The organism is Herbiconiux sp., assembly GCF_004297105.1.
Classification (GTDB): Bacteria; Actinomycetota; Actinomycetes; order Actinomycetales; family Microbacteriaceae; genus Herbiconiux.
Window position 1 is genome coordinate 113,642 of the sequence record NZ_SCVE01000006.1, and the last position, 21,738, is coordinate 135,379.

A 21,738-nucleotide genomic window follows, 5' to 3' on the forward strand; every position below is an offset into this window, starting at 1 on the left:
GCGGTTCGGGTGGAGCGGATGGGTGTCAGAACTGGTACCGCGCGGTCGAGAAGACCTGCGGGGGCCGGATGGTGCGCATCATCGAATACGAGACGGTCTTGGGGTCGTGCAGCTCACGGGCATGGAACAGCCGCCGGCCGCTCAGCCCGATGCCGACGATGTCGAGAGTCAGCACCGGCGTGCCGACCGGATGCTCGAACAGCACCGCATCCGCCTCGCTGAGCACCTCGGCCGAGGGGGTCGCCACCTCCCAGGCGACAGCCTCGCCCCACACCCTCTTGGCGGCCGTGTAGATCGAGTCGCCGAGATCGACGTCGTCACGGGGGAAGGGCAGGGGCATGGTGCTGAAGGCCAGCATGGCCACGGCCCCGTCGGCACGCCAGCGCTTGACGATCCGGGCGGCGGGTCGGCCGGGCTCCACCATCAGGAGTCCGGCACTCTCCTTCGGCACGAGCACATCGGAGATCTCCAGCACCTCGACGCTGCTCTCGTAGCCGAGCTGGCGCAGCAGCACGCTGTATTCCAGCTGGTCTTCGAACCGCACGCTCATGCGGGTGGCGACCGGATCGACCTCGGTGGCCGCGCCCTGTCTGCGCAGCACAACGCCCTGCTGCTCGAGCGAGGCGAGCACGTCGCGCACCTGCTTGCGGGTGCAGCCGATCCGCTCGGCCAGTTCCACCTCGCCCGGCAGGGTCGATCCGGATACGGCGGCATCGCGCACGAAACGCAGCACTCCCGCGAGCACCCTCTGGTCTTCATCGGTCATGTCGAACTCACCTTCGTGCTGCGATAGAGCCTCCGCAGTTGCCGGCGTGAGGTGATCACGAGCACCACAAGGGTCACCAGATACGGTATCGACTGGTACACCTCGCTCGGGAGCGTCAGCGCGGTGGATTGCGACAGCAGCGCGAAACTCTGCAGGAAGGCGAAGAGCAGGGCGCCGAGCGCGATGCCGACCGGGCGGCTGCGCCCCATGATCACGATGGCCAGGGCGATGTAGCCGCGACCGGCGGTGATGTCGGGGGTGAACGATCCGATCGTGCCGATCGTGATGACGGCGCCGCCGAGCCCGGCCAGCGCTCCCCCGATCAGCAGAGCGGATGCGCCGGTGCGCTCCACCCGCACCCCGCGAAGAGCGGCCGAGGCCGGGTCGGTTCCCACCGCCTGCACGGCGAGGCCGAACCGGGTGAACCGCATGACGGCCCAGGCGACGAGGAGCAGCAGCGCCGCGAGATAGACGAGTGGGCTCTGCCCGAACAGCACGGGCCCGATCACCGGGATGTCGGCCAGCGGTCCGAGTCCCGTGCGGGGAACGGTGGGCACGGTGACGTTGGTCTGCCCGCTCGGCACCCAGAGCTGGAAGAGGTAGGTGCTGAGACCGAGCCCCAGCATCGTCACGCCCAGGCCCACGACGATCTCGTTGGCGTGCAAGCGGTACACCACGAGGTTCATCGCCACGGCCATCACGAGTCCCACGGCGATGCCGGCGAGGAGTCCGACCAGCGGCCCCCCGAGGCTGGCGCCCCAGACGCCCGCGAGGGCGCCCATGATCATCATCCCCTCGATCCCGAGGTTGATGCGGCCGGCCCGTTCCACGAAGCCCTCACCGATCCCCGCGAAGACGAGTGGAGCGGCGAGCGCGAGGGTACCGGCCAGGATGGCCACCCAGAGTTCGACGGTCACGGGCGCCCTCCTTCGTTCTCGGCCTCGGCCAGGGTGCCGATCGTCGTCTCGTGGTCGCCGGCTGTGCCGGGCGGCTCGGCGGAGAGCACCACCGGCTCGTCGGCCGCATCCTTCGTTCCCACCGGCCGCACGACGGCGGCGGGGTTGCGCTGGTAGGCGGCGATGCAGGCGACGCCGATGAGCAGCACGCCCTTGATCACCTCGGCGATCGAGGCGGGAACCGTGCCCGTCGCCGACTGCATTCCCACCGCGCCCGCGGCGAGCGCCGAGAAGAACAGCGCGGCCAGCACGATGCCGATGGGAGCCAGGCCGCCGAGGAGCGCGACGGCGATGCCCGAGAAGCCGACCCCGCCCGAGACGGAGTTGAGGAGCCGATCGTTCACTCCGGCCACCTGGATCCAGCCCACCACTCCCGCGCCGAGGCCCGAGACCAGCATGGTCGAGTAGACGGTGCGCGACCGGGTCGCCCCGAGACGCAGGGCGAGCTTCGGCCGGGTCGCGAACACCGTCAGCCGCGTGCTCGCCGCCGAGCGGTTCCACAGGAACACGAGCACCGCGATGACGATGACGAGAAGGATGCCCCAGTGGGCGCGCGTGCCGGGGATGAGCGCGGGCAGCGCTGCGGCCTCGGGGAGCTTCGCGCTCTGCGGGGTGGCCGTCTCCTCCGGGGTGGCGAGCCAGGTGCGCAGGGTCCAGCCGAGGAATCCGGCCGCGAGGTAGTTGAGCAGCAGGGTGCTGAGGATCTCGTTGACGCGCCAGCGCACCGCGAGGAAGGCGGGGAGGAGGGCCATCGCCCCGCCGCCGGCGGCCCCTGCGAGGAGACCGACGGGCCAGAGCACGACACTCGGCGCCGCTCCCCCGAACAGCTGGTCGATGGCGAACACTGCTCCCGTGGCGGTGATCGCCCCCACGATGATCTGGCCCTCCGCTCCCACCGAGAACACCCCTGCGCGCAGGGCCGGAATGAGGGTCAGCGCCACGATGCCGATCGGCACGGCGCCGACGAGCACCTCACCCACGCGGTAGGGCGAGCTCGACACCCCTTCCACCAGCCCCTGGAGGCCGACGAGCGGGTCGGCGCCGGCGAACAGGATGAGCGCACCGGCCACCACCAGCACGGCAGCCACCACGGAGGCGGTGAGCAGCCAGCGTTGCCGGTCGAGCGATCTCACGAGCCCTCCCCCTCGTGTCCGCAGCGGTCGACCGGGCCGGGCAGCAGCACATCGACGAACGACTGCGAGGTGGCGTCGATGAGTCCGAGTTCCGTGATGCCGAGATCGGGGATCACGTACAGCCCCACGAACGAGAGGATGATGTACGGCGAGGGGATGGTGCAGCCGAGCGCGTGGGTTGCCTCGTGGCCCCGGCGGAGCGCCTCCGCTGTCTCCTCGAAGGGTGCGGCGCTCATCATCCCACCGACGGGCAACGGCACTCGCCCGACGACCTCCCCGTCGGCGACGGTGACGAAGCCGCCCTGCATCGAGCGGAGCTCGTCCACCGCGTGCCGCATCGATGCGTCGTCGACGCCGACCACCGCGATGTTCATGTTGGGGCAGTTCATGGTGATCGCGATGGCACCGCGGGTGAGGCCGAAGCCCTTCACGAAGCCGAGCCCCGTGAGCGCGTCGCCGTGGTGGCGGTCGACCACGGCGATCTTGAGCACGTCGTTCACGGTGTCGCTCTGCACGAGGCCGTCGACCACGTCGAGCTCGGCTTCGAAGGCGCGCTTGAAGTAGCCCTTGTACATCTCCATCGCCCGCACCCGGGCGGTCCCGCCCGTAGCCCGCAGCGCGAACATCTCGGGATCGAGGGTGTCGGGCAGTCGAACCGTGTCGTGCATCCAGTCGGGCAGCACATCGGTGTTGGCGAACAGCGACACCCCGTCGCGAGCCACGACGGCTCCTTCCATCACCACGACCGAGGGCCTGACGTCGGAGAGATCGGGGATGAGCTGCAGGTCGGCCAGGCGCGACGGGGCCAGCACACCGAGCACCTGGTCGAGCCGGTAGTAGGCGGCCGGCTGGGTCGTGGCCATGCGGTAGGCCAGCTGCGGGTCGACCCCGAAGCGGATCGCCTGCCGCACGTGGTGATCGATGTGACCCTCGGTGTGCAGATCGAGCACGTGCTTGTCGTCGGCGCAGAAGCAGAGATTCCGAAGAGCGGGGGCGACCCGGTCGAGATCGCTGAAGATCGGAATGGTGTTGTCGGTGAGCGAGGCCCCCATCACCGTGATCATCGCGCCCAGCCGCACCCTCTCGAGCACCTCGTCGATGGTGGACGAGTTGTGGTCGTCTCCCACTCCCGCAGCGAGGTAGCCCCAGAGCGACTCGTTCGTCTGCGCGGCCGTGTGACCCGTGATGCGTCGCCCTGCCACGAGTGCCTCCCGGAACCGCCCGGTCGACTCCTCCCCGTAGTCGAAGGGGTTGCCCTCGCCGAGGTTGGTGGTCACGGCATCCCAGAGGCGACCGCGCACCTCGGCTTCGGGGATCACGGCGCCGCCGCGCTCGAGGTGCGGAGAACCAGGAGTCTTCGGCGACACCTGCTGGAAGATGTGCAGCGGCGTCGAGGTGGTGAGCAGCTGGTCCATGCCCCGAGCACCCCACACGTTCGCGGCACCGTTCGGGTCGGTGAGCACGGTTCCGGTTCCGCGTGCCACGCTCAGGCGGCCGAGTTCGCCCGGGGTGAGGTTGGTGTATTCGATGTGCAGGTGCGCGTCGATGAAGGTCGGCACCACGTGACATCCGGATGCGTCGATCTCCTCGCCCGCGTCGGTGACGTGCCCCCACGGAGTGAGTGCGGCGATGTGCCGTCCGGCGATGAGGATGTCGCGCTCGAGCCACTCCTCGGTGCCCGGCGACTGCACCAGGCCGCCGCGGATCACGAGATCGGGCCGTTCGGTGCCGACCGCCACGGCGCGGAGCCGGCCGAGTTCGGCCGCGGTGGGGTACAGCTCGGTCTTGTCGGTCATGGGAGGTCCTTGTCGGCGGGGGGCGTGTCGTCGGCGAGCCCGGCCATCGCCCGGCCGATGCGGTCGGTGGTGGCGTCGGCAGCGGGGAGGTCGGCGACCACCCGACCCCCGAACATCACCACGATTCGGTCGGCCACCGCGAGCACCTCCTCGAGGTCATGAGAGGCGACCACCACGGCGGCGCCCGCTGCGGCCTGATCGATCAGTCGACCGCGGATGGCCTGGGCCGCGCGCTGGTCGAGCCCCTGGGTGGGGCCGTAGGCCAGCACGGCGCGGGGCTCGGGCAGGGCACCCAGCTCGCGGGCGGCGAGCAGCTTCTGCTGGTTTCCTCCCGACAGGCCGGCGGCCGCGAGCTCGGGGCGAGCGGGACGCACGTCGAATGCCTGGAGGTCCGCGGTGATGTGCGGAAGAGTGCGCTCGGTCGACACCGCCCCGACCGCGGTCGAGTACAGGTTCAGGTTGTCGCGCAGGGAGAGACCAGGTACCAGCGCCTCGGAACGCTCCTCGGGGATCCAGGCGAGTCCGGCGTTCAGCAGCGCCACGGCGGATGCGCCGGGTGCGCCACCGTCGAGAGTCACCGTCCCCTGCTCCGGCTCCACGAAGCCACCGAGCACGTCGAGCAGGAGGTTCTGTCCGCTGCCGGCCACCCCGGCGATGCCCAGGATCTCGCCCGATCGCACCTCGAGGTCGACGTCGTCGAGCCGTGTGTCACGGGTCGAACCGGCGACGAGACCGCGCGCCGAGAGCACGACGCCTCCGAGGGCACGCGGCACCCGAGCGACAGGCGGCGGCAGCTCGCCCACCATCAACCGGGCGATCTCGCCGGAGGCCAGCCCGGCAGCCGAGCCGTTGTGCACCCCTTCTCCGTGCGAGAGCACCGTCAGGTCATCGGCCACCTGACGCACCTCGTCGAGGCGGTGGGTGATGAGCACGACGGCCGTGCCGAGGTCGCAGAGCGCCCGGAGATGCTCGAACAGGCCGCCCACCTCGAGCGGGCCGAGGCTCGCCGTGGGTTCATCGAGGATGAGCGTGTGAGCACCCTCAGCGAGTGCCACCACGATCTCGCCCAGCTGCCGATGCGCCTGGGTGAGCGAGGCGGTGGGCACGTCGAGGTCGACCTCGACCCGTGCGCGGGAGAGGGTCTCGGCGAGCAGCGCCCGCGCCGATCGCCGGTTCGCCAGGCGCCGCGGCCCCACGAGGAGGTAGTTCTCGACGAGACTCAGCTCCCCCACGAGACTCAACTGCTGCGGCACCATGTTGATGCCACGTCGTTTCGCCTCGCTCCGGTCGCGCGGTGCGTAGACGGCGCCATCGAGGGTCATGGTGCCGGACGAGGGTCGTTCGATGCCGGCGAGCACCTTGGCGAGGGTCGATTTGCCGGCGCCGTTCTCGCCCACGAGGGCGTGCACGGCCCCCGGCCTCACGACCATCGACACGTCGCGCAGCGCGGCCACCGGCCCGAAGCTCTTGGAGATGGACCGCGCCTCGACGACGCGGTCCATCTCCTGGGGAGAAACAGTCATCAGCCGATCGTGACAGATCCGTCGTCGATGCCGGCGATGAGCTCGTCGACCTTGGTCGCGACATCCGCCGGAACCTTGCCACCGACCGTGTTGATGGGCTCGTAGACGATGCCGCCGTTCTGCACGGTCGACGTCACGCCCTTGCCGCCGAACTTGCCTGCGGCGACCTCCTCGACCCAGGCCTTGACGATGGGGTACATGTCGAGGTTCACGGTCGACACGTTGTTGGCCAGTGCGGCCTCACCGGCCGCCGAGGAGACCCCGACGGTCAGCACGCCGGATTCGGCTGCCCCCGACCCCACGCCTGCCGCGATTCCGTCACCCGTGGTGTACACGAGCTGCGCGCCCTGACCGGCGAGTCCTGTGGTGGCCGCGGCCGCCGCCTGCGCGTCGTCGAAGCTGCCCGCATACACGACGGGAAGCAGCGTGGCGGAGGGATTCGCCGCCGTCACACCCTGCTGGAAGTACGAGTCGGTCGCCTTGATGAAGTCGAGTTCCATGCTCTCGACGCGACCGATGGGGGTCGCTCCGGTGAGCCCGGCGATGTATCCGGAGAGGTAGCCGACCTGGGGGGTGTCGTAGGTCCAGGTCTCGACGTTGTCGGTGTACTTCTCCAGGATGTCGGGGCCACCGGATGCGGTGAACTTCACGTCGGGGAACTGATCGGCGACCGAGAAGATCGCATCGCCCAGCTCGATACCGTGACCGATGATCAGGTCGTAGCCCTGACTGGCGAAGTCGGCGACGACCGGCTCGCTCTTCGCGGGATCGGACATCTGGTCGCGCAGCTCGTACTCGATGAGCCCTTCGTCCTGCAGCTTCTGCAGCGCGTCGGCGAGCGACTGGTTGAAGGCGCCGTCGTTGGTGTTACCCGGGGTGAGCGCGCCCACCTTGATGACCTGCGCGGCCGGGGTGGCGTCGTCGGTTGCTGTGGTGGTGCCCGCGCTCGAGCTGCAGCCGGCGAGGCCGAGGGCGGCGACGGTGGTGAGAACCGCTCCGGTGAGGAGCGCTCCGCTTCTTCTTCTCATGGTGTTCCTTTCGGGTGGAGGTGCAGGGATGGTGCAGGAGGTGGTGCGGTGATCAGCTCGGCTGGTCGACGAGTCCGTCTGCGAGGGTCGGACCGACGAAAGCCGAGCTGGGGGTCGACCAGTGCCCGAGGAGGGCTCCGGTCGCGATGGAGAAACAGGGGTCGAGCCCATCGATGGTGGGCGGCGAGTCGGGATACAGCCATCGGTCGGGAACGCACACGACGGGATGGCCGTGCAGGGTGCGCGCGGTGCCGGATGAGTCGGCGGCGAGCACCCCCCGCTGCAGCGCCCCGAGGAGCGCCGCTTGCGCGAGAAAGCCGCGCAGTCCCGGATCGTCGGCGCACTCGCCCGCGGGTTTCGTGCATCCGTCGATCCAGCGGATGCGCCCGTCGGCCTCGAGCAGCACCGCGCCGTGCTGAACGCCCAGCGCGCTCTCGCCCTGCGACTCGACGTCGATGGTGAGCGTGTAGCGATCGCCGTTCCGCAGCGAGGTGATGTGCTCGACGTACAGGGGCTCCGACTTCGTGCCGGTGACCGAGTACCCATCGGGCCACGCGGCGACGATCGGCGCGAGGGCGATCGGATCGCCGTCGGATGCCGGGGAGGACGCCGAGGGCGATGGGCTGCCGGCTCCGGCGTCCGCGCTGTCCGCGACCGCGATCAGAACGGTCGTCAGCATCGTCACGGCCGCGATCGAGCAGAGGGCCAGAACCCCGGCGCGAGGAAGTGCGAGATCGATCACGGCACCGCCTCCGGTTCCGCCACCCGGGCGAGCTCGGCCAGGAGGTCTCGCTTGAGGTCGTCATCGGCGAACGACGCCCGGATCGATTCCGCGGCGAATCCGGCCAGGTCGGTGAGGTCGTACCCGAAGACCGTCGCGGCGACGGCCCAGTCCTCGTCGAGGGTGCAGGCCAAGGGGGCGGGATCGTCGGTGTTGATCGTCACCCGCACTCCGGCCTCCACGAGGCGGGGCAGCGGATGCGAGGCCCAGTCGGGGTAGACCCCGAGCGTGATGTTCGACCGCGGGCACAGATCCAGGGGGATGCCCTCGTCGGTGAGGCGCCGCACGAGCACCTCGTCCTCGATCGAGCGGACGCCGTGGTCGATGCGTTCGGCGTGCAGGTGGTCGAGGGCGTCCCACACCCCTTCCGGCCCGCTGGACTCGCCCGCGTGCACGGTGCGGTGCAGGCCGGCGGCCTCGGCCGCACGGAACGCCGCGCGGAACTTCTCACCGGTGCGGCCGCTCGTCTTCTCGTCGCCGTCGACGCTCAACGCCACCACCCGGCGGGGCCGGTGCTGCACGAGGTCGCGCACGACGTCCTCAGCCTCCACGGCGGTCTGGGTGCGCAGCAGCGAGTAGGCGATGCCGGTCGCGCACAGGCCGTCCTGCTCGGCCTCGTCGAACCCCGCCGCGAGGGCCTCCATGAGCGCGATCTCCCGCCCGCGCCAAGCGCTCCAGTGGGTGGGGTTGACGATCACGTCGGAGTAGCGGATGCCCGAGGCCGTCTGCCGGGCGGCGAACGCATAGGCGATGCGCGCGGCCTGCTCCGGCGTGCGCACGAGTCCGCACTGCCAGTCCAGGAACCGCAGGAAACCGGTGAGGCCGGCGCCGCCCACTCCCCGGCCGGTGCCCCCGGTCGTCACCTCCGGCATCGCGAAGGCGTCGTGGGTGCTGACGTCGAAGATGGTGGCGGCAGGTCCGGGGAGCAGCACGTCGTTCTCCTTCGCCAGCCGGAGGAGGTCGACGAGCGCGAACGTCCCCTCGAGGTGCACGTGCACCTCGGCTTTCGGAAGCAGCCGGATGTCCTGTTCGTCGACTCGGACCTCAGCAGGGACGTGCGCGGGCATGGCGACCTTTCCGTGGGGATGCGCACACGGACCGTGGCGCGAGAGCAGGCTAACCCGAGCCGACTACTTGTGAACAAGTTGAGCGCAAGTTGTTCCACGACGGTAACGGGGCCGTAACACATCGACGCATTTCCGGTGTTTCATGACAATCTGAGGTCATATTCGGCACAGCTTGTGCACATGTGAGAGGACGCTATGGACGATCACGCAACGATGGCTCTCGAAACCGCAGATGCGGCCTTCCTCCGGGAGAGCATCCGAGTCGCGGAGCAGTCGCGTGCCGAGGGCCGGCATCCGTTCGGTGCGATCGTCGTCGATGCGGCCGGCACCGTCGTGGCCGCCTGCGGCAACAACTCGCTGCCTCCGGAGGGCGACCCGACCCAGCACGCCGAGATGCGCGCCGTCGCGGCCGCTTTCCGTGCGCTCGGAGCGGAGGGGATGACCGGCAGCACGCTCTTCACCAGCGCCGAGCCCTGCGCCATGTGCTCAGGAGCCGTCTACTGGACCGGGGTCGATCGCGTGGTCTACGCCCTCTCCGAGCACCGTCTCCTCGAACTGACCGGCGATCACCCCGAGAACCCCACCTTCTCCCTGCCCTGCCGCGAGGTGTTCGCCCGGGGGCAACGCACGATCGCCGTCTCCGGTCCGCACCTCGAGGACGAGGCGGCCGTGGCACACCTCGACTTCTGGAACTGAGCGAGCCCTCGAGAGGCGTCTCCGGGAGCGTTCAGCCGGGAAGCTGTCCGGCCAGCACCGTTCCGCGGCTGACGACCGCGACGATGTTCTCCGGGGTCAGCTCGGCGAGGTCGCGCCAGGGCCGACCGCGCACCACCACGAAGTCGGCCGCGAAGCCGTCGTCGAGCCGGCCGAGCCGATCACCGAGGCCGAGACTGTCGGCCGCATCGGAGGTGGCGGAGACGAGGGTGCGCTCGTCGGACCAGCCGAAGGCGGTCTTCATCGCACGGAGTTCGTCGAGCTGGCCACCGTGGCGCACGAACCGCCCGTTCGCGTCGGTGCCGAGCACGAAGCGCACGCCCGCCCGGCCCGCAGCGAGGAACGCCGGATCCCGCCCCGCGACGGCCTCCCGGGCCTTCTCGCTCGCCTCGGGCCGGATGCCGCCTCCACCCGCCGCGACGAGATCGTTGATCAGCAGCGTCGGGGCGATCGGGATACCGGCGGCCACGAGCGCATCGAACTGGCGCGGCACGATCCCGGTGGCGTGCTCGATGGAGTCGACGCCCTCCTCCAGGGCGATGTCGATCCCCTCTTCGCTGTGGGCGTGAGCTGCCACGAGCATCCGCAGGGCGTGGGCCTCATCGACGGTCGCCGCGATCTCGGCGCGGGTCTGGTTGCGCCAGCCGACCTGGTCGCCCATCGAGAGGATTCCCCCGCTGGTGTAGATCTTGATCCCCGTGGCGCCCTCCCGAGCCCACTGCCGCACGAGGCGGCGGCACTCGTCGGGCGAGTCCGCCACGGGCGGGCGATCACGGAACCGGGGCGGGGTGAAGAGATCGCCGTGTCCGGCGGTCATCCCCACGGGTCCGCTGGCGAGCAGTCGAGGGCCATCGAGCACGCCCTGGTCGAACGCTCGGCCGACCGCCACCTGCACCGGCGATGCCGCGAGGTCGCGCATCGTCGTCACGCCGAAGGCCGCGAAACGGAGGGCGTGAGCGATGACGTGCACCGCCTTCTCCGCGTCGGGGGTGACGAGTGGCCAGGCGTCGCCCGCGCCGGCACCGTCGAGAGCACTCGTGTCCAGGTGCACGTGCGTGTCGATGAGACCGGGGATGACGGCGAGGCCGGGGAAGCGGTCGTCGGCCGGAGCCATGCCGTCGATGCGGTCGCCCGACCAGCCGAGGCGCACGGGGCCGCGCTCCTCGTGACCGTTCCACACCGTGATTCCGTCGAGAGTGCGGGTCATGACGCTCCTGTTCGCAAGTCGTGATCGACGACTACGATATCCGTCGGCGGCCGATTCCCGCCCGGGAGGATGCTCATGATCGCGGCCGTCGCCGAAACAGGTCGCACCGTGCTGGCCGTTCTGGAACCCGGAGACACGGTACTAGAGGCGCTGGGAGAAGCGTGCCTGCGATTCGGCATCGAGAACGCCGCCATCCCCGTCTTCCTCGGTGCGTTCACCGAGCTCGAGTTCATCGGCGCCGAGGAGCCTCCTCTCGACGAGGACGCGCCCATGCAGTCAGCCTCCCTGGTGCGCAACTGCGAGGGAATCGGCTCCGGCACGGTGACCCGCGGGCCGGAAGGGCCTCAGGTGCACCTGCACGCCTCGGTGGGGGCGAAGGGCGACTCGGCGCGAGCCACGGCGGGGCACGTGCTCCGCGGCACGGTGCAATATCCCACCGAGGTGATGATCACCGAGATCCTCTCCCCCGCGCTCTCCCGACAGCCGAACGATCGGGCCCGGGGGCTCGCAACGCTCGTCTTCGACTGCACGGCAGGCTGATCACGAGGAGCCCGGCGCCGATGGGCCGGTGTGCTCCCGGCCGAGGTGCGACTCGATCTCCTCGATCGCGCGCTCGACCACGAACGAGATGATCGTCTCGCCCTTCGCGGCGGTCGACGGGCGTGGGTCACCGAACACCCCGCTCGGCGACAGCGTGTCGAATCTGATCGGCCGGGTGCCGAAGTCGGCCGGCAGCTCGGGATAGGCGGCCTCGTACCGCTCCGGATGCACCAGGCGCGGTTCGAGCGCGAGCACCATCGAGGTCTCCAGCTCGTCGGCGTGGCAGAGACCGGGCGCCGCCCAGGGCGTCTCCTTGACCGCGTCGCCCACCTCCACGAGACCCGGGTAGTCGAGCACGAGGACGTCGCCGTCCTCCGCCAGCGCTCGCGCTGCGGCGTGCACGGGCGCCCGGTTGCCGTAGTCGCCGTTGACGATCACGAGAGTGGAGACGCCGAACGACCACACCGACTCGGCGATGTCGGTGCAGATGGCGGTGACCGTCGACGCCTTCAGCGACACCGTTCCGGGGAATCCGCCGTTGTCCCAGGTCTGACCGTAGGAGACCGGTGGGAGCAGCAGGCCGGAGTAGTGCTCGGCGAGCCGCTCGGCGATGCCGGTGCACTGGATGGTGTCGGTCGACAGCGGGAGGTGCGGGCCGTGCTGCTCGAGCGCACCGAACGGGAGGAAGGCCAGGGTGCCGGCCGAGGCGACGTGGTCGCGCACATCGGTCCAGCTCGCATCGGCGAGTCTGAGGAGGGTCATGTGCTCACGATACCGATCGGCGCGGGCGTCATCGGTACCCGCTGCTCACCACTGGGGCGGATGCACCTGGTCCCAGCGCAGGCGGCGTTCGAGCTGGCGGGCGAGGGAGAGCAGGGTGGCCTCGCCCCCGGGGCGGCCGATCAGTTGCGCGCCCATCGGAAGGCCCTCCTCCGTGCGGTGCACCGGCAGGGTGATCGCCGGCAGGCCGCTCACGTTCACGAACGAGGTGAACGGCGTGTACTGCACCTGCTGCGCGAAGTTGCGTTCGCCGTCGTCCTTGTCGTACCAGCCGAGCGGCCGCGGCGTCTGCGCCAGGGTGGGCGTCAGAACGGCATCGAACCGGTCGAGCTGCCGGATGAGCGAACGCTCGTAGGCCGTGAGCGTCGCCAGCGCGCGGGCGAGTTCCGACGCCGGGATGGCACGGCCCCGGTGCATGAGCCACTGCGTGAGCGGCTCCAAGAGGTGCTGGTTCGTGTGGTCGGCGGGGATCTGCGAGGCACCCACCTGCCAGATCACGCGGAAGGCCTCGGCGTAGTCGGGGGCGGGTTCGAGCGCGAACTCCTCCATGCCGTGCCCGAGTGCCACGAGGCCGTCACGGGCGATCGACAGGGCCTCCGTGGCATCCGGATCCAGCACGATCTCGTACGCGGTCTCCCAGGGGCTGCTCGTGGTGACGCCGATCTGGAAACGGCCCTCGCCGCGCACCGCCGCGCCGAGGAACAGGCCGTCGCCATCGGTCGGTGCGCGCAGAGTGTGGTGGTGCAGGATGCGGTCGCCCCGGCGCGCGATCATGCCATCGAGGAGCAGGGCGGCATCCACCGCCGAACGCGCGAGAGGGCCGGCCACGGGCAGCCCGGCCAGCGCATCCAGGCCCGAACCCGCGGGCACCAGACCCCGCGAGGGCTTGAGCCCCACGAGACCGCACGCGGCGGCCGGGATGCGGATCGAGCCGCCGCCATCGGACCCCGGGGCGAAGGGCAGCAGACCCGCGGCCACGGCGACCGCGGCGCCACCCGACGAGCCGCCGGCGCCCCGAGTGGTGTCGTAGGGGTCGCGCGCGGGCGGCGCCACCAGGTTCTCGGTGTAGCTCGGCAGGCCGAACTCCGGAGTGGCCGTCTTGCCGAGGCTCACCGTGCCGGCCGCATCGAGCTGGGCGGCGAGTTCGTCGGTCTCGTCGGGCACGAACTCCTCGAAGAGCCGCGAGCCGAAGGTGGTGCGCACTCCGGCGCGGCGTACCAGGTCTTTGTCGGCAGAGGGCAGGCCCCAGAGCACCGCCGTTCGGTCGTCGGAGGAGTCGAGGGCGCGCGCCCGCTCGCGGGCCGCATCCGCGGTGACGGTGTGGAACGCTCCGAGCGACGCGTCGAGCCGATCGATGCGCTCCAGGTAGTGGTCGACCACCTCGAGCACTCCCAGATCACCCCGCTGCAGCTGCCGGTACTGCTCGAGTGCGCTCAGTTCATGGATCTCGGCCATGTCTCGACCCTATCGAGGCCGGAGGGTCACTTGAGCGACTTCTGGAGCAGCACGGTGCCGAGCCAGTGCCCGAACTTGAAGCCCACGCGGCCGAGACGCCCCACCTCTTTGAAGCCGTAGCTCTCGTGCAGCCGGATGGAGGCATCCGCCCCTTGATCGGCGATCACCGCGAGCACCTCCTTGATGCCGGCGGCCTTCGAGCGTGTGAGCAGCTCACCGAGCAGCACCTTGCCGAGGCCCTTGCCGGTGGCAGCGGGCCCGAGGTAGATCGAGTCCTCCACGGTGCGCCGGTAGGCGGCCTTCTGCTTCCAGGCCGAGACGTAGGCGAACCCGAGCAGGGTACCGCTGGGCGACACGGCCACGAGGAACGGGTAGTTCTGCTTCTGCGTCCAGGCGAACTTGTGCCGCCACTCCTTGAGTGTCATGGCGTCTTCGTCGAACGTGACCACGGTATTGGCCACGTAGTGGTTGTAGATCTCTCGGATGTACGGCAGATCGGTCTCCACGGCGTCACGCAGGGTGAACTCGAACGGCACTTCGAGCGGGGGCTTCTCGGTGCTCGCCGGCCGCAGCCTCGACGGCAGCTTGCGCCGGGGCTGATACTCCTCTTCCAACATGCGACAAGCCTATGCGAACGGCCTCGGGCGAGAAGTCTCAGGCGACCGTCCAGTCGACCGGCTCCGCACCCTGTTCGGCGAGCAGCGAGTTCGCGCGGCTGAAGGGCTTCGAGCCGAAGAATCCGCGACTGGCCGACAAGGGGCTCGGATGCGGCGAGGTGACGAAAGGCACGCTGCCGAGCATCGGCGCGAGCTGTGCCGCATCCCGGCCCCACAGGATCGCGACGAGCGGCCCTCCTCGCGCGGCGAGCACCCGGATGGCGTGCTCCGTCACCTCTTCCCATCCCTTGCCGCGATGCGATCCCGACTCCCCCGGTTGCACCGTGAGCACCCTGTTGAGCAGCATCACGCCGTTCTCGCTCCACGACGACAGGTCGCCGTGCGCCGCGGGCGCGATGCCGAGGTCGTCGTTCAGCTCGCGGTAGATGTTCGACAGGCTCCGCGGGATCGGCCGCACGTGCCGCTCGACCGCGAACGAGAGCCCGATCGGGTGCCCGGGCGTGGGATACGGATCCTGGCCCACGATCAGCACCCGCGCATCCGCGAGGGGGGTGCGGAAGGCACGCAGCACGTGCCGACCGGCCGGCAGATAGCCCCGCCCGGCCTCGGTCTCGGCGCGCAGGAAGTCGCCGAGCGACGCGATCGTGCCGGCGACAGGCGCGAGCGCCTCCGCCCAGCCCGGGTCGATCAGGCCGTTCTCCGCGAGCTGCGGCAGGGCGAGCCCCGGCACGGTCAGGCTTCGAGAGGAACGGATGCGGCAACCGACGGCTCGGGATCGGCTCCCGCCGTCGAGACGCGCACGCTGCCGGAATCGGGCGTGACCTTCCACACGCTGCCGCGCCCCACGACCCGCAGCGGACCGTCGCCCACGATGAGCGCGGTGTGCTCGTCGATGGCGACTCCCCCGTCGACGAGACCCGACTCGGTGGCGGCGATGAGCCGCGATACGGAGCCCCACTGCGCGGCGTGCACGTCGACCGCGAGATCGATCAGCCCGATGCCGGGAGCGACGGTGAGCTGTTCGAGGTCTTCCGAGGCGTCTTCGAGACCGATCTCGACCGAATCGATCTTCCACCCTCCCACGATGGCGTTCTCGGCGGTGATCGCGGCACCGGCGGAGAAGCCGAGGTAGGGAACGCCGGATGCCACCAGGCGCCTGAGCTCTCCGAACGCCGGCTCGAGCGACGTGCGGTAGGCCGGGGTCAGTCCGCCCCACACCACGATCCCGTCGGCATCCGCGAACACCGCGGGGTCGATGGGCGCGTTCTCGGGTGAGAGCACCGCGACGGGCTCGATCTTGCCGAGCTGCTCGTAGGCGGTGACGAGCTCGGCGAACTTCTCCGGCGCATCCCCGTCGCGCACGAGCACGATCGCGAGCCGGCCGCCCTCGAGCTTGCCGGCGGCCTCGGCGTGCGCGGCCACCTCCTCGAAGAAGGGCTTGTAGACCGCGCCCTCGTCTTCGACGGGCCAGCCGCCGCCCACCAGGTGGATGCTCATCAGGCGCTCGCGAGCTCGCTCGAGACGGGCGGGTGCGCCGACCACGGGAACACGATCCAGCGGTCGGTGGTCTTCCAGTGGAAGTCGGGCGCGATGACCGAGCGCGGCTTGATGAAGAGGGTGGCCGACTTGACGGTGATGTTGACCTTCTCGAGCAGCTCCACCACGAGGGCGAGGGTGCGGCCGGAGTCGGCCACGTCGTCGACCAGCAGCACGTTCTTGCCGATCAGCGGCTCGTTGTCGAGCAGCGGCGGCAGGATGATGGGCTCGGGCAGGGTCTCCTCGATGTCGGAGTAGAACTCCACGTTGAGGCTGCCGCAGCTCTTCACACCGAGCGCGTAGGCGAGCGCACCGCCCGGGATGAGGCCGCCGCGGGCGATGGCGATCACGAAGTCGGGCTCGAACCCCGACTCGACGATGTCGCGGGCGAGCACGCGGGTGGCGTCGCCGAACTCGAGCCAGCCGAGCACCTCGCGCTCGGGCTGTGCCGCCTCGTCAGGGGTGGTCTCAAGGTCGTTCGCCGCGGAATTCATGAGCCAACGCTACCGGACGGGGCGTGTCGCGATGAAACGGGTACGACCGCACGGATGAGGGGCTAGCATCCGTTCATGGCAACCCCGTCCGGCCCGCCGCCCGTCACCGTCTCGGCCTTCCGCGGCAGCGCCGTGGGGGTCACCGCGACCCTCATCGGCTTCCTCGCCCTTGTGGAGCTCACGAGCGGCATCCTGCAGGGCTACTACGTGCCCCTCATCTCCGATCTGGTGAAGCACCTCGGCATCCGCGACGCCGACTTCAACTGGTTCGAGGCGGCGCAGCTGCTGCTCTCCGCGATCGTGGTGCCCGTTCTCGCCAAGCTCGGCGACATGGTGGGCCACAAGCGGATGCTGCTGCTCGCCACCGTGCTCACTGCCGGCGCCAGCTGGTGGCTGGTGGCCGCGAACGACTTCACCAGCTTCCTCATCGCCTGGGCACTGCAGGGCTTCTACGTGGTGTGGCTGCCGCTCGAGATCGCGCTGATCTTCGACCGAGGCCGTCGCACCGGCCGGGCCGCGTCGGAGACTCGCCGGGCCGCCGGTCTGCTGGTCGTGGCGCTCGAGGCGGGTGCCATCATCGGCGCCCTCGCGGGCGGCGCGATCTTCACGGGCCTCGGCGGCAATGTGCAGGTCACGCTGATGATCCCGGCCATCGCGGTGACGCTGGTGTTCTTCGCGGTGCTGTTCGGGGTGCCGGAGTCGACGCCGATGCCGGGCAAGCGCACGCTCGACTTCGGGGGCTTCACGATGCTCACGATCGGGTTGCTGCTCATCACGAGCGGTCTCACGTTCCTGCGGCTCAACGGGCCCGAGACCTGGTGGGTGTGGGCGCTCATCGCTCTCGGCGTGCTCACGTTCCTGCCGTTCGGGCTGTATGAACTCCGGCAGCCCGATCCCGCGATCGACCTGCGGGTGCTCCGGCAGCCGAACATGTGGCCGGTGCAGCTCACCGCCGGGCTCGTCGGCATCAGCCTGCTCGGCGCGCAGGCCCCGCTCAGCACGTTCGCCGGCACCGATCCGGTGAACGGCTACGGGCTCGGTCTGAGCGCGGGCTCGCGCAGCATCCTGATCGGGGTGTACCTCTTGTCGATGATCGTGGGCGCCATCCTGTTCCCCATCGTGTCGCGGGCTCTCAGCCCGCGGGTGACCCTGATCGGGGCCACCTTCCTCGTGGCGCTCGGCTATGCCCTCTTCCTGCCCTTCCACGCCGAGACCTGGCAGGTGTTCGTGAACATGTTCATCGCGGGTGTCGGATCGGGAGCGCTCGTGGGGGCGATGCCGGCGGCGGCCGCCGCCGCCGCACCACAGGGCCAGACCGGCATCGCGGCCGCGCTCACGAACACCACGAAGACCATCGGAGGCTCGTTCGCCTCCGCGATCTTCGCGGTGGTGCTGTTCCAGGGCGCCTCCACAGCCGTCACGTCCACGGCCTCGAGCCTCTCCGGTTACCTCGTGGTGTGGTCGATCTGCGCCGGCGGCGCACTGGTGGCCGGGGTGCTGCTGTTCTTCGTGCCGAAGCTGGCCTTCGCCGACGAGACGGCGCCGGTGGTGGCCGAACAGAGGCTCACTCCCTGAGCGCGCCGAGCCTCACTCCTTGACGCGCAGCTCGCCCCTGGCCACCTTGTAGGCGGCCGACTGCGCGACCGGCTTGATCACCACGAGGTCGAGGCTCACGTGCGGCGGCAGCTCGAGCGTCGACACGATGGTGGCGGCGACATCGTCGGCGGAGAGCGGATCGGGCACGTTCGCGTACACCGCGTCGGCCTTGGCCTGGTCGCCCCCGAAGCGGTTGAGCGAGAACTCCTCGGTCATCACCATGCCGGGTGCGATCTCGAGCACCCGGATCGGTTCGCCCGAGAGCTCCAGGCGCAGCACGTCGACCATCGCGTGCACGGCGAACTTGGCCGCGTTGTAGCCGCCGCCGCCCTCGTAGGCGATGTGGCCGGCGATCGAGGAGACGGTCATGATGTCGGCGACGGCCCCGGGAACCACGGATGCGCGGAGCAGCGGAAGCAGAGCGGCGATGACCCGCTGCACGGCGACGACGTTGATCTCGTACATCCAGCGCCAGTCGTCGGCCGAGCCGCCCTCGACGGAATCGAGCCCCCGTGCGCCACCGGCGTTGTTGACGAGGGTCGAGACACCACCCGTGGCCTCGAGGTTGTCGCGGAGCGCCAGGATGTCGGCCTCCTGCGTCAGATCGGCTACGAAGTACTCGGCGCCCGTCTCCTCGGCCAGGGCACGCAGGCGGTCTTCGCGCCGGGCCACCGCGACGACCTCCCAGCCGTTCCGGCGGAGGTGTCTCACCGTCGCCGCCCCGATTCCCGAGCTGGCCCCCGTCACCACTGCGCGCTTCATCCGCGTCCGTCCTTCCACGACCGAGACCTCCTCGGCCTCTTCGCACCCTCAACGCTAGTCGCGTCGGGCGCGCGAAGATTACGCCCCGAGTCGGGGTCCGTTGACCCGCCGATGGCGCGGCTCGTACGCTTCCCCCAGTCCTAAACCCTTTCCCCTACGACTTTGAGGAAGAAGTCCATGACCGACAACGCGGCGAACTGGAAGTTCGAGACCAAGCAGATCCACACCGGCGCTCAGCCCGACCCCACCACGAACGCTCGGGCGACGCCGATCTACCAGACAACGTCGTACGTGTTCAACAGCGCCGACCACGCGAAGAACCTCTTCGCCCTCGCCGAGTTCGGCAACATCTACACCCGCATCCACAACCCCACGCAGGACGTGGTGGAGCAGCGCGTCGCGGCGCTCGAGGGCGGGACAGCAGCGCTGCTGGTGGCCTCGGGCCAGGCGGCCGAGACCTTCGCCGTGCTGAACATCGCGCAGGCCGGCGACCACATCGTGTCGTCGTCGTCGATCTACGGCGGTACCTACAACCTCTTCAAGTACACCCTCGCCAAGCTCGGCATCGAGACCACCTTCGTCGAGAATCAGGACGACGCGGCCGAGTGGCAGCGCGCGGTGCGCCCGAACACCAAGCTCTTCTTCGCCGAGACCATCGGCAACCCGAAGATCAACATCCTCGACATCGAGCTCGTGTCGGGCGTTGCCCACGAGAACGGCGTGCCGCTGATCGTCGACAACACCATCGCCACCCCGTACCTCATCCGCCCCATCGAGCACGGCGCCGACATCGTGGTGCACTCCGCCACCAAGTTCCTCGGCGGTCACGGCACGGTCATCGGCGGAATCATCGTCGACGGCGGGAAGTTCGAGTGGTCGAAGAACGTCGAGAAGTTCCCGGGCCTCACCGAGCCCGACCCGTCGTACCACGGGGTGAGCTACACCGGAGCCCTCGGCGACCCCATCGCCTACGTCATCAAGGCGCGCGTGCAGCTCCTCCGCGACCTCGGGGCGGCGATCGCGCCGGCCAGCGCCTGGCAGCTCATCCAGGGCATCGAGACGCTGTCGCTGCGCGTCGAGCGTCACGTTCAGAACGCCCAGGAGATCGCGGAGTGGCTGGATGCCCACGACGACGTCGCCACGGTGTACTACGCGGGTCTCCCGTCGAGCCCGTGGTACGCGGCCGCCAACAAGTACGCCCCCAAGGGCGTCGGCGCCGTGCTGTCGTTCGAGCTCAAGGGCGGCGTCGATGCGGGGCGCACCTTCGTGGAGAGCCTCTCGGTCTTCAGCCACCTGGCGAACATCGGCGACGTGCGTTCGCTCGTCATCCACCCGGCGTCGACCACCCACTCGCAGCTCACCCCCGAGCAGCAGCTCACCACCGGTGTCACCCCCGGTCTCGTGCGGCTGTCGGTGGGCCTCGAGAACATCGACGACCTGAAGGCCGACCTGGAGCAGGGCCTCGCGGCGGCGCGGGAGACGGTGGCCTCCAACGCGGTCTAGTCCCCCCTTCGAGACGTCAGAATCCGTTCCAAGACTCACGTTTTGGGACGGATTTTGACGTCTCGCGGTTGATGCGCGCTCCGGGGGCGTAACAAACAGATGCCCGGGCCCCGACTCGGCCAGGATTGAGGTCTCATGGATTGGCAGACGAACGAGGACACGGTCCCCTCCGGTTTCATCACCGAGGCTCAGATCCGCTCGGTGCTGGGCAAGCCGCCGGCATCGGGCGCCTGGCGCGAAGGCGACCCCGTCGCGCGGCGACGGTTCGCCGAGATCGGCGACTTCACCTTCGCGAGCGGTGAGACCGTGCCCCGCGCGCGCATCGCCTACGAAACCTATGGCGAGCTCTCCCCCGGCCGGGACAATGCGATCCTGGTGTTCCACGCCCTCACGGGCGACGCGAACCTCAACCATCCCGCCGAGCCCGGCCAGCCGACCGACGGATGGTGGCCCGGCCTGGTCGGGCCGGGGCTCCCCATCGACACCGACCGCTGGTTCGTCGTGGCCCCGAACATGCTGGGCGGGTGTCAGGGCAGCACAGGGCCCTCATCCATCGCCCCGGACGGCGCGGAGTGGGGTGCCCGCTTCCCGTTCACCACGATCGGCGACCAGGTGCGCGCCCATCACGCCCTCGCCGAAGAGCTCGGCATCGATCGCTGGTACGCCGTGGTCGGCGGATCGATGGGCGGCATGCAGGTGCTCGAATGGGCGGTGCAGTATCCCGGCGAGACCGAGCGCATCGCGGTGATCGCCGCGCCCGCGATCAGCTCGGCCGATCAGATCGCGCTCAACTCGGTTCAGATCCAGGCCATCCGGGCCGACCCGGCCTTCCACGGTGGCGACTACTACGACGCGCCCGATGGCGAGGGCCCGCACCAGGGGCTCGCCCTCGCCCGCCGCATGGCGCTGCTCAACTACCGCAGCCCGTCGGAGCTCAACGACCGATTCCAGCGCAGCTGGCAGAGCGGCCTCGACCCCCTCGGCGGCGGCGGACGCTTCGCCGTGGAGTCGTACCTCGATTTCCACGGCAACAAGTTCACCCGGCGCTTCGACGCCAACACCTACATCACGCTCGTGGAGGCGATGAGTTCGCACGATCTCGGCCGCGGGCGAGCCGGAGTGGTGGCCGCACTGCAGTCGGTCACCGCGAAGGCCCTCGTGCTGGGCATCGACAGCGACCGGCTCTTCCCGGTGGCCGACCAGGAGTTGATCGCCGAGCACCTGCCGGGCAACATCGACGGCGACCGACCCGTGGTGATCGCGTCGAAGTTCGGCCACGACGGGTTCCTCATCGAATTCGACATCGTGGGCCGCGAGATCTCGCGGCTTCTCGCCACCTGAGGCGCATCCGTAGCGGCGCCGAACGTAAAAGCGGCCGGGAAGTCGCCTTGCCAACGACTCCCCGGCCAATTCCCCCCTGGATCTGAATCCAGATTACCGACACCTGTCGACTTGCACTCGCCCCAATTCGAGGGACAACGGCG

At 69.8% G+C, this 21,738-nt stretch carries 21 protein-coding genes; 5 read left to right on the forward strand and 16 right to left on the reverse strand.

Features of this window, described 5'->3' with window-relative positions:
* Positions 1 to 25: 25 nt before the first annotated feature.
* The 8 genes from EPO52_RS02055 to add are packed head-to-tail and all read right to left on the reverse strand — an operon-like array spanning position 26 to position 9,050.
* The gene (locus tag EPO52_RS02055; protein WP_290801211.1) at positions 26 to 766 is read right to left on the reverse strand and encodes a GntR family transcriptional regulator; all 741 of its coding nucleotides are present in this window, start codon (positions 764 to 766) and stop codon (positions 26 to 28) included.
* Positions 763 to 1,683, reverse strand: coding sequence for an ABC transporter permease (locus tag EPO52_RS02060; RefSeq protein WP_290801214.1), 921 nt, complete (start codon positions 1,681 to 1,683; stop codon positions 763 to 765). The genes EPO52_RS02055 and EPO52_RS02060 overlap by 4 nt, the downstream gene beginning before the upstream one ends.
* The gene (locus EPO52_RS02065) at positions 1,680 to 2,855 is read right to left on the reverse strand and encodes an ABC transporter permease (protein ID WP_290801217.1); all 1,176 of its coding nucleotides are present in this window, start codon (positions 2,853 to 2,855) and stop codon (positions 1,680 to 1,682) included. The genes EPO52_RS02060 and EPO52_RS02065 overlap by 4 nt, the downstream gene beginning before the upstream one ends.
* Positions 2,852 to 4,651 (reverse strand): adenine deaminase C-terminal domain-containing protein, encoded by a 1,800-nt coding sequence (locus tag EPO52_RS02070; protein ID WP_290801220.1) that lies wholly within the window; start codon positions 4,649 to 4,651, stop codon positions 2,852 to 2,854. Before EPO52_RS02070 ends, EPO52_RS02065 begins: the two co-directional genes overlap by 4 nt.
* The gene (locus EPO52_RS02075) at positions 4,648 to 6,174 is read right to left on the reverse strand and encodes an ATP-binding cassette domain-containing protein (RefSeq protein WP_290801223.1); all 1,527 of its coding nucleotides are present in this window, start codon (positions 6,172 to 6,174) and stop codon (positions 4,648 to 4,650) included. The genes EPO52_RS02070 and EPO52_RS02075 overlap by 4 nt, the downstream gene beginning before the upstream one ends.
* Entirely contained in the window at positions 6,174 to 7,202 is a 1,029-nt protein-coding gene (locus tag EPO52_RS02080) for a BMP family ABC transporter substrate-binding protein (RefSeq protein ID WP_290801225.1), read from the reverse strand. The genes EPO52_RS02075 and EPO52_RS02080 overlap by 1 nt, the downstream gene beginning before the upstream one ends.
* 52 nt (positions 7,203 to 7,254) lie before the next feature.
* Positions 7,255 to 7,944 carry a hypothetical protein gene (locus tag EPO52_RS02085; protein WP_290801228.1) on the reverse strand — a complete coding sequence of 230 codons (690 nt, stop codon included), beginning with the start codon at positions 7,942 to 7,944 and terminating at the stop codon, positions 7,255 to 7,257.
* A complete protein-coding gene (gene add / locus EPO52_RS02090; RefSeq protein WP_290801231.1) occupies positions 7,941 to 9,050 on the reverse strand; it encodes an adenosine deaminase in 1,110 nt (369 codons plus the stop codon). The genes EPO52_RS02085 and add overlap by 4 nt, the downstream gene beginning before the upstream one ends.
* Before the next feature lie 213 nt (positions 9,051 to 9,263).
* Here add and EPO52_RS02095 point away from each other — a divergent pair, with 213 nt between their 5' ends.
* Complete coding sequence (locus tag EPO52_RS02095; RefSeq protein ID WP_290801234.1) at positions 9,264 to 9,746, forward strand: nucleoside deaminase; 483 nt, start codon at positions 9,264 to 9,266, stop codon at positions 9,744 to 9,746.
* Between the two features lie 31 nt (positions 9,747 to 9,777).
* On the opposite strand, the gene EPO52_RS02100 is transcribed toward EPO52_RS02095, so the two are convergent.
* Positions 9,778 to 10,971, reverse strand: a complete 1,194-nt coding sequence (locus tag EPO52_RS02100; protein ID WP_290801236.1) for an amidohydrolase family protein — start codon at positions 10,969 to 10,971, stop codon at positions 9,778 to 9,780.
* A 75-nt stretch (positions 10,972 to 11,046) separates the two neighbouring features.
* Between EPO52_RS02100 and EPO52_RS02105 the strand changes: the two genes are divergently transcribed.
* Positions 11,047 to 11,511: a PPC domain-containing DNA-binding protein gene (locus EPO52_RS02105; RefSeq protein ID WP_290801239.1), complete on the forward strand. Its 465-nt coding sequence runs from the start codon at positions 11,047 to 11,049 to the stop codon at positions 11,509 to 11,511.
* Here the strand turns inward: EPO52_RS02105 and EPO52_RS02110 are convergent, their stop codons facing one another.
* The 6 genes from EPO52_RS02110 to EPO52_RS02135 are packed head-to-tail and all read right to left on the reverse strand — an operon-like array spanning position 11,512 to position 16,393.
* The gene (locus EPO52_RS02110; protein ID WP_290801241.1) at positions 11,512 to 12,273 is read right to left on the reverse strand and encodes a creatininase family protein; all 762 of its coding nucleotides are present in this window, start codon (positions 12,271 to 12,273) and stop codon (positions 11,512 to 11,514) included.
* Between the two features lie 45 nt (positions 12,274 to 12,318).
* On the reverse strand, positions 12,319 to 13,746 hold the full coding sequence (locus EPO52_RS02115; protein WP_290801244.1) for an amidase: 1,428 nt from the start codon (positions 13,744 to 13,746) through the stop codon (positions 12,319 to 12,321).
* Between the two features lie 26 nt (positions 13,747 to 13,772).
* Complete coding sequence (locus EPO52_RS02120; protein ID WP_290801246.1) at positions 13,773 to 14,363, reverse strand: GNAT family N-acetyltransferase; 591 nt, start codon at positions 14,361 to 14,363, stop codon at positions 13,773 to 13,775.
* A gap of 37 nt (positions 14,364 to 14,400) precedes the next feature.
* Positions 14,401 to 15,093 carry a uracil-DNA glycosylase gene (locus tag EPO52_RS02125; protein ID WP_290801247.1) on the reverse strand — a complete coding sequence of 231 codons (693 nt, stop codon included), beginning with the start codon at positions 15,091 to 15,093 and terminating at the stop codon, positions 14,401 to 14,403.
* A gap of 2 nt (positions 15,094 to 15,095) precedes the next feature.
* On the reverse strand, positions 15,096 to 15,905 hold the full coding sequence (locus EPO52_RS02130) for a peptidase S51 (protein WP_290801250.1): 810 nt from the start codon (positions 15,903 to 15,905) through the stop codon (positions 15,096 to 15,098).
* Complete coding sequence (locus EPO52_RS02135) at positions 15,860 to 16,393, reverse strand: phosphoribosyltransferase (RefSeq protein ID WP_290801252.1); 534 nt, start codon at positions 16,391 to 16,393, stop codon at positions 15,860 to 15,862. Before EPO52_RS02135 ends, EPO52_RS02130 begins: the two co-directional genes overlap by 46 nt.
* A 75-nt stretch (positions 16,394 to 16,468) precedes the next feature.
* On the opposite strand from EPO52_RS02135, the gene EPO52_RS02140 reads away from it, so the two are divergent.
* Positions 16,469 to 17,968, forward strand: coding sequence for an MFS transporter (locus tag EPO52_RS02140; RefSeq protein ID WP_290801256.1), 1,500 nt, complete (start codon positions 16,469 to 16,471; stop codon positions 17,966 to 17,968).
* Between the two features lie 12 nt (positions 17,969 to 17,980).
* Here the strand turns inward: EPO52_RS02140 and EPO52_RS02145 are convergent, their stop codons facing one another.
* Positions 17,981 to 18,751 (reverse strand): SDR family oxidoreductase, encoded by a 771-nt coding sequence (locus tag EPO52_RS02145; RefSeq protein ID WP_290801259.1) that lies wholly within the window; start codon positions 18,749 to 18,751, stop codon positions 17,981 to 17,983.
* Between the two features lie 177 nt (positions 18,752 to 18,928).
* On the opposite strand from EPO52_RS02145, the gene EPO52_RS02150 reads away from it, so the two are divergent.
* Complete coding sequence (locus EPO52_RS02150) at positions 18,929 to 20,254, forward strand: bifunctional o-acetylhomoserine/o-acetylserine sulfhydrylase (protein ID WP_290801261.1); 1,326 nt, start codon at positions 18,929 to 18,931, stop codon at positions 20,252 to 20,254.
* 135 nt (positions 20,255 to 20,389) lie between these two features.
* The gene (locus tag EPO52_RS02155; RefSeq protein WP_290801263.1) at positions 20,390 to 21,595 is read left to right on the forward strand and encodes a homoserine O-acetyltransferase; all 1,206 of its coding nucleotides are present in this window, start codon (positions 20,390 to 20,392) and stop codon (positions 21,593 to 21,595) included.
* The last annotated feature ends 143 nt before the right edge of the window (positions 21,596 to 21,738 follow it).

Bases quoted from the DNA above. Each gene is read 5' to 3' on its own strand.
- EPO52_RS02055 (WP_290801211.1), bottom strand. From the start codon at position 766: ATGACCGATGAAGACCAGAGGGTGCTCGCGGGAGTGCTGCGTTTCGTG.
- EPO52_RS02070 (WP_290801220.1), bottom strand. From the start codon at position 4,651: ATGACCGACAAGACCGAGCTGTACCCCACCGCGGCCGAACTCGGCCGG.
- EPO52_RS02075 (WP_290801223.1), bottom strand. From the start codon at position 6,174: ATGACTGTTTCTCCCCAGGAGATGGACCGCGTCGTCGAGGCGCGGTCC.
- EPO52_RS02080 (WP_290801225.1), bottom strand. From the start codon at position 7,202: ATGAGAAGAAGAAGCGGAGCGCTCCTCACCGGAGCGGTTCTCACCACC.
- add (WP_290801231.1), bottom strand. From the start codon at position 9,050: ATGCCCGCGCACGTCCCTGCTGAGGTCCGAGTCGACGAACAGGACATC.
- EPO52_RS02095 (WP_290801234.1), top strand. From the start codon at position 9,264: ATGGCTCTCGAAACCGCAGATGCGGCCTTCCTCCGGGAGAGCATCCGA.
- EPO52_RS02100 (WP_290801236.1), bottom strand. From the start codon at position 10,971: ATGACCCGCACTCTCGACGGAATCACGGTGTGGAACGGTCACGAGGAG.
- EPO52_RS02105 (WP_290801239.1), top strand. From the start codon at position 11,047: ATGATCGCGGCCGTCGCCGAAACAGGTCGCACCGTGCTGGCCGTTCTG.
- EPO52_RS02110 (WP_290801241.1), bottom strand. From the start codon at position 12,273: ATGACCCTCCTCAGACTCGCCGATGCGAGCTGGACCGATGTGCGCGAC.
- EPO52_RS02115 (WP_290801244.1), bottom strand. From the start codon at position 13,746: ATGGCCGAGATCCATGAACTGAGCGCACTCGAGCAGTACCGGCAGCTG.
- EPO52_RS02120 (WP_290801246.1), bottom strand. From the start codon at position 14,363: ATGTTGGAAGAGGAGTATCAGCCCCGGCGCAAGCTGCCGTCGAGGCTG.
- EPO52_RS02135 (WP_290801252.1), bottom strand. From the start codon at position 16,393: ATGAATTCCGCGGCGAACGACCTTGAGACCACCCCTGACGAGGCGGCA.
- EPO52_RS02140 (WP_290801256.1), top strand. From the start codon at position 16,469: ATGGCAACCCCGTCCGGCCCGCCGCCCGTCACCGTCTCGGCCTTCCGC.
- EPO52_RS02145 (WP_290801259.1), bottom strand. From the start codon at position 18,751: ATGAAGCGCGCAGTGGTGACGGGGGCCAGCTCGGGAATCGGGGCGGCG.
- EPO52_RS02150 (WP_290801261.1), top strand. From the start codon at position 18,929: ATGACCGACAACGCGGCGAACTGGAAGTTCGAGACCAAGCAGATCCAC.
- EPO52_RS02155 (WP_290801263.1), top strand. From the start codon at position 20,390: ATGGATTGGCAGACGAACGAGGACACGGTCCCCTCCGGTTTCATCACC.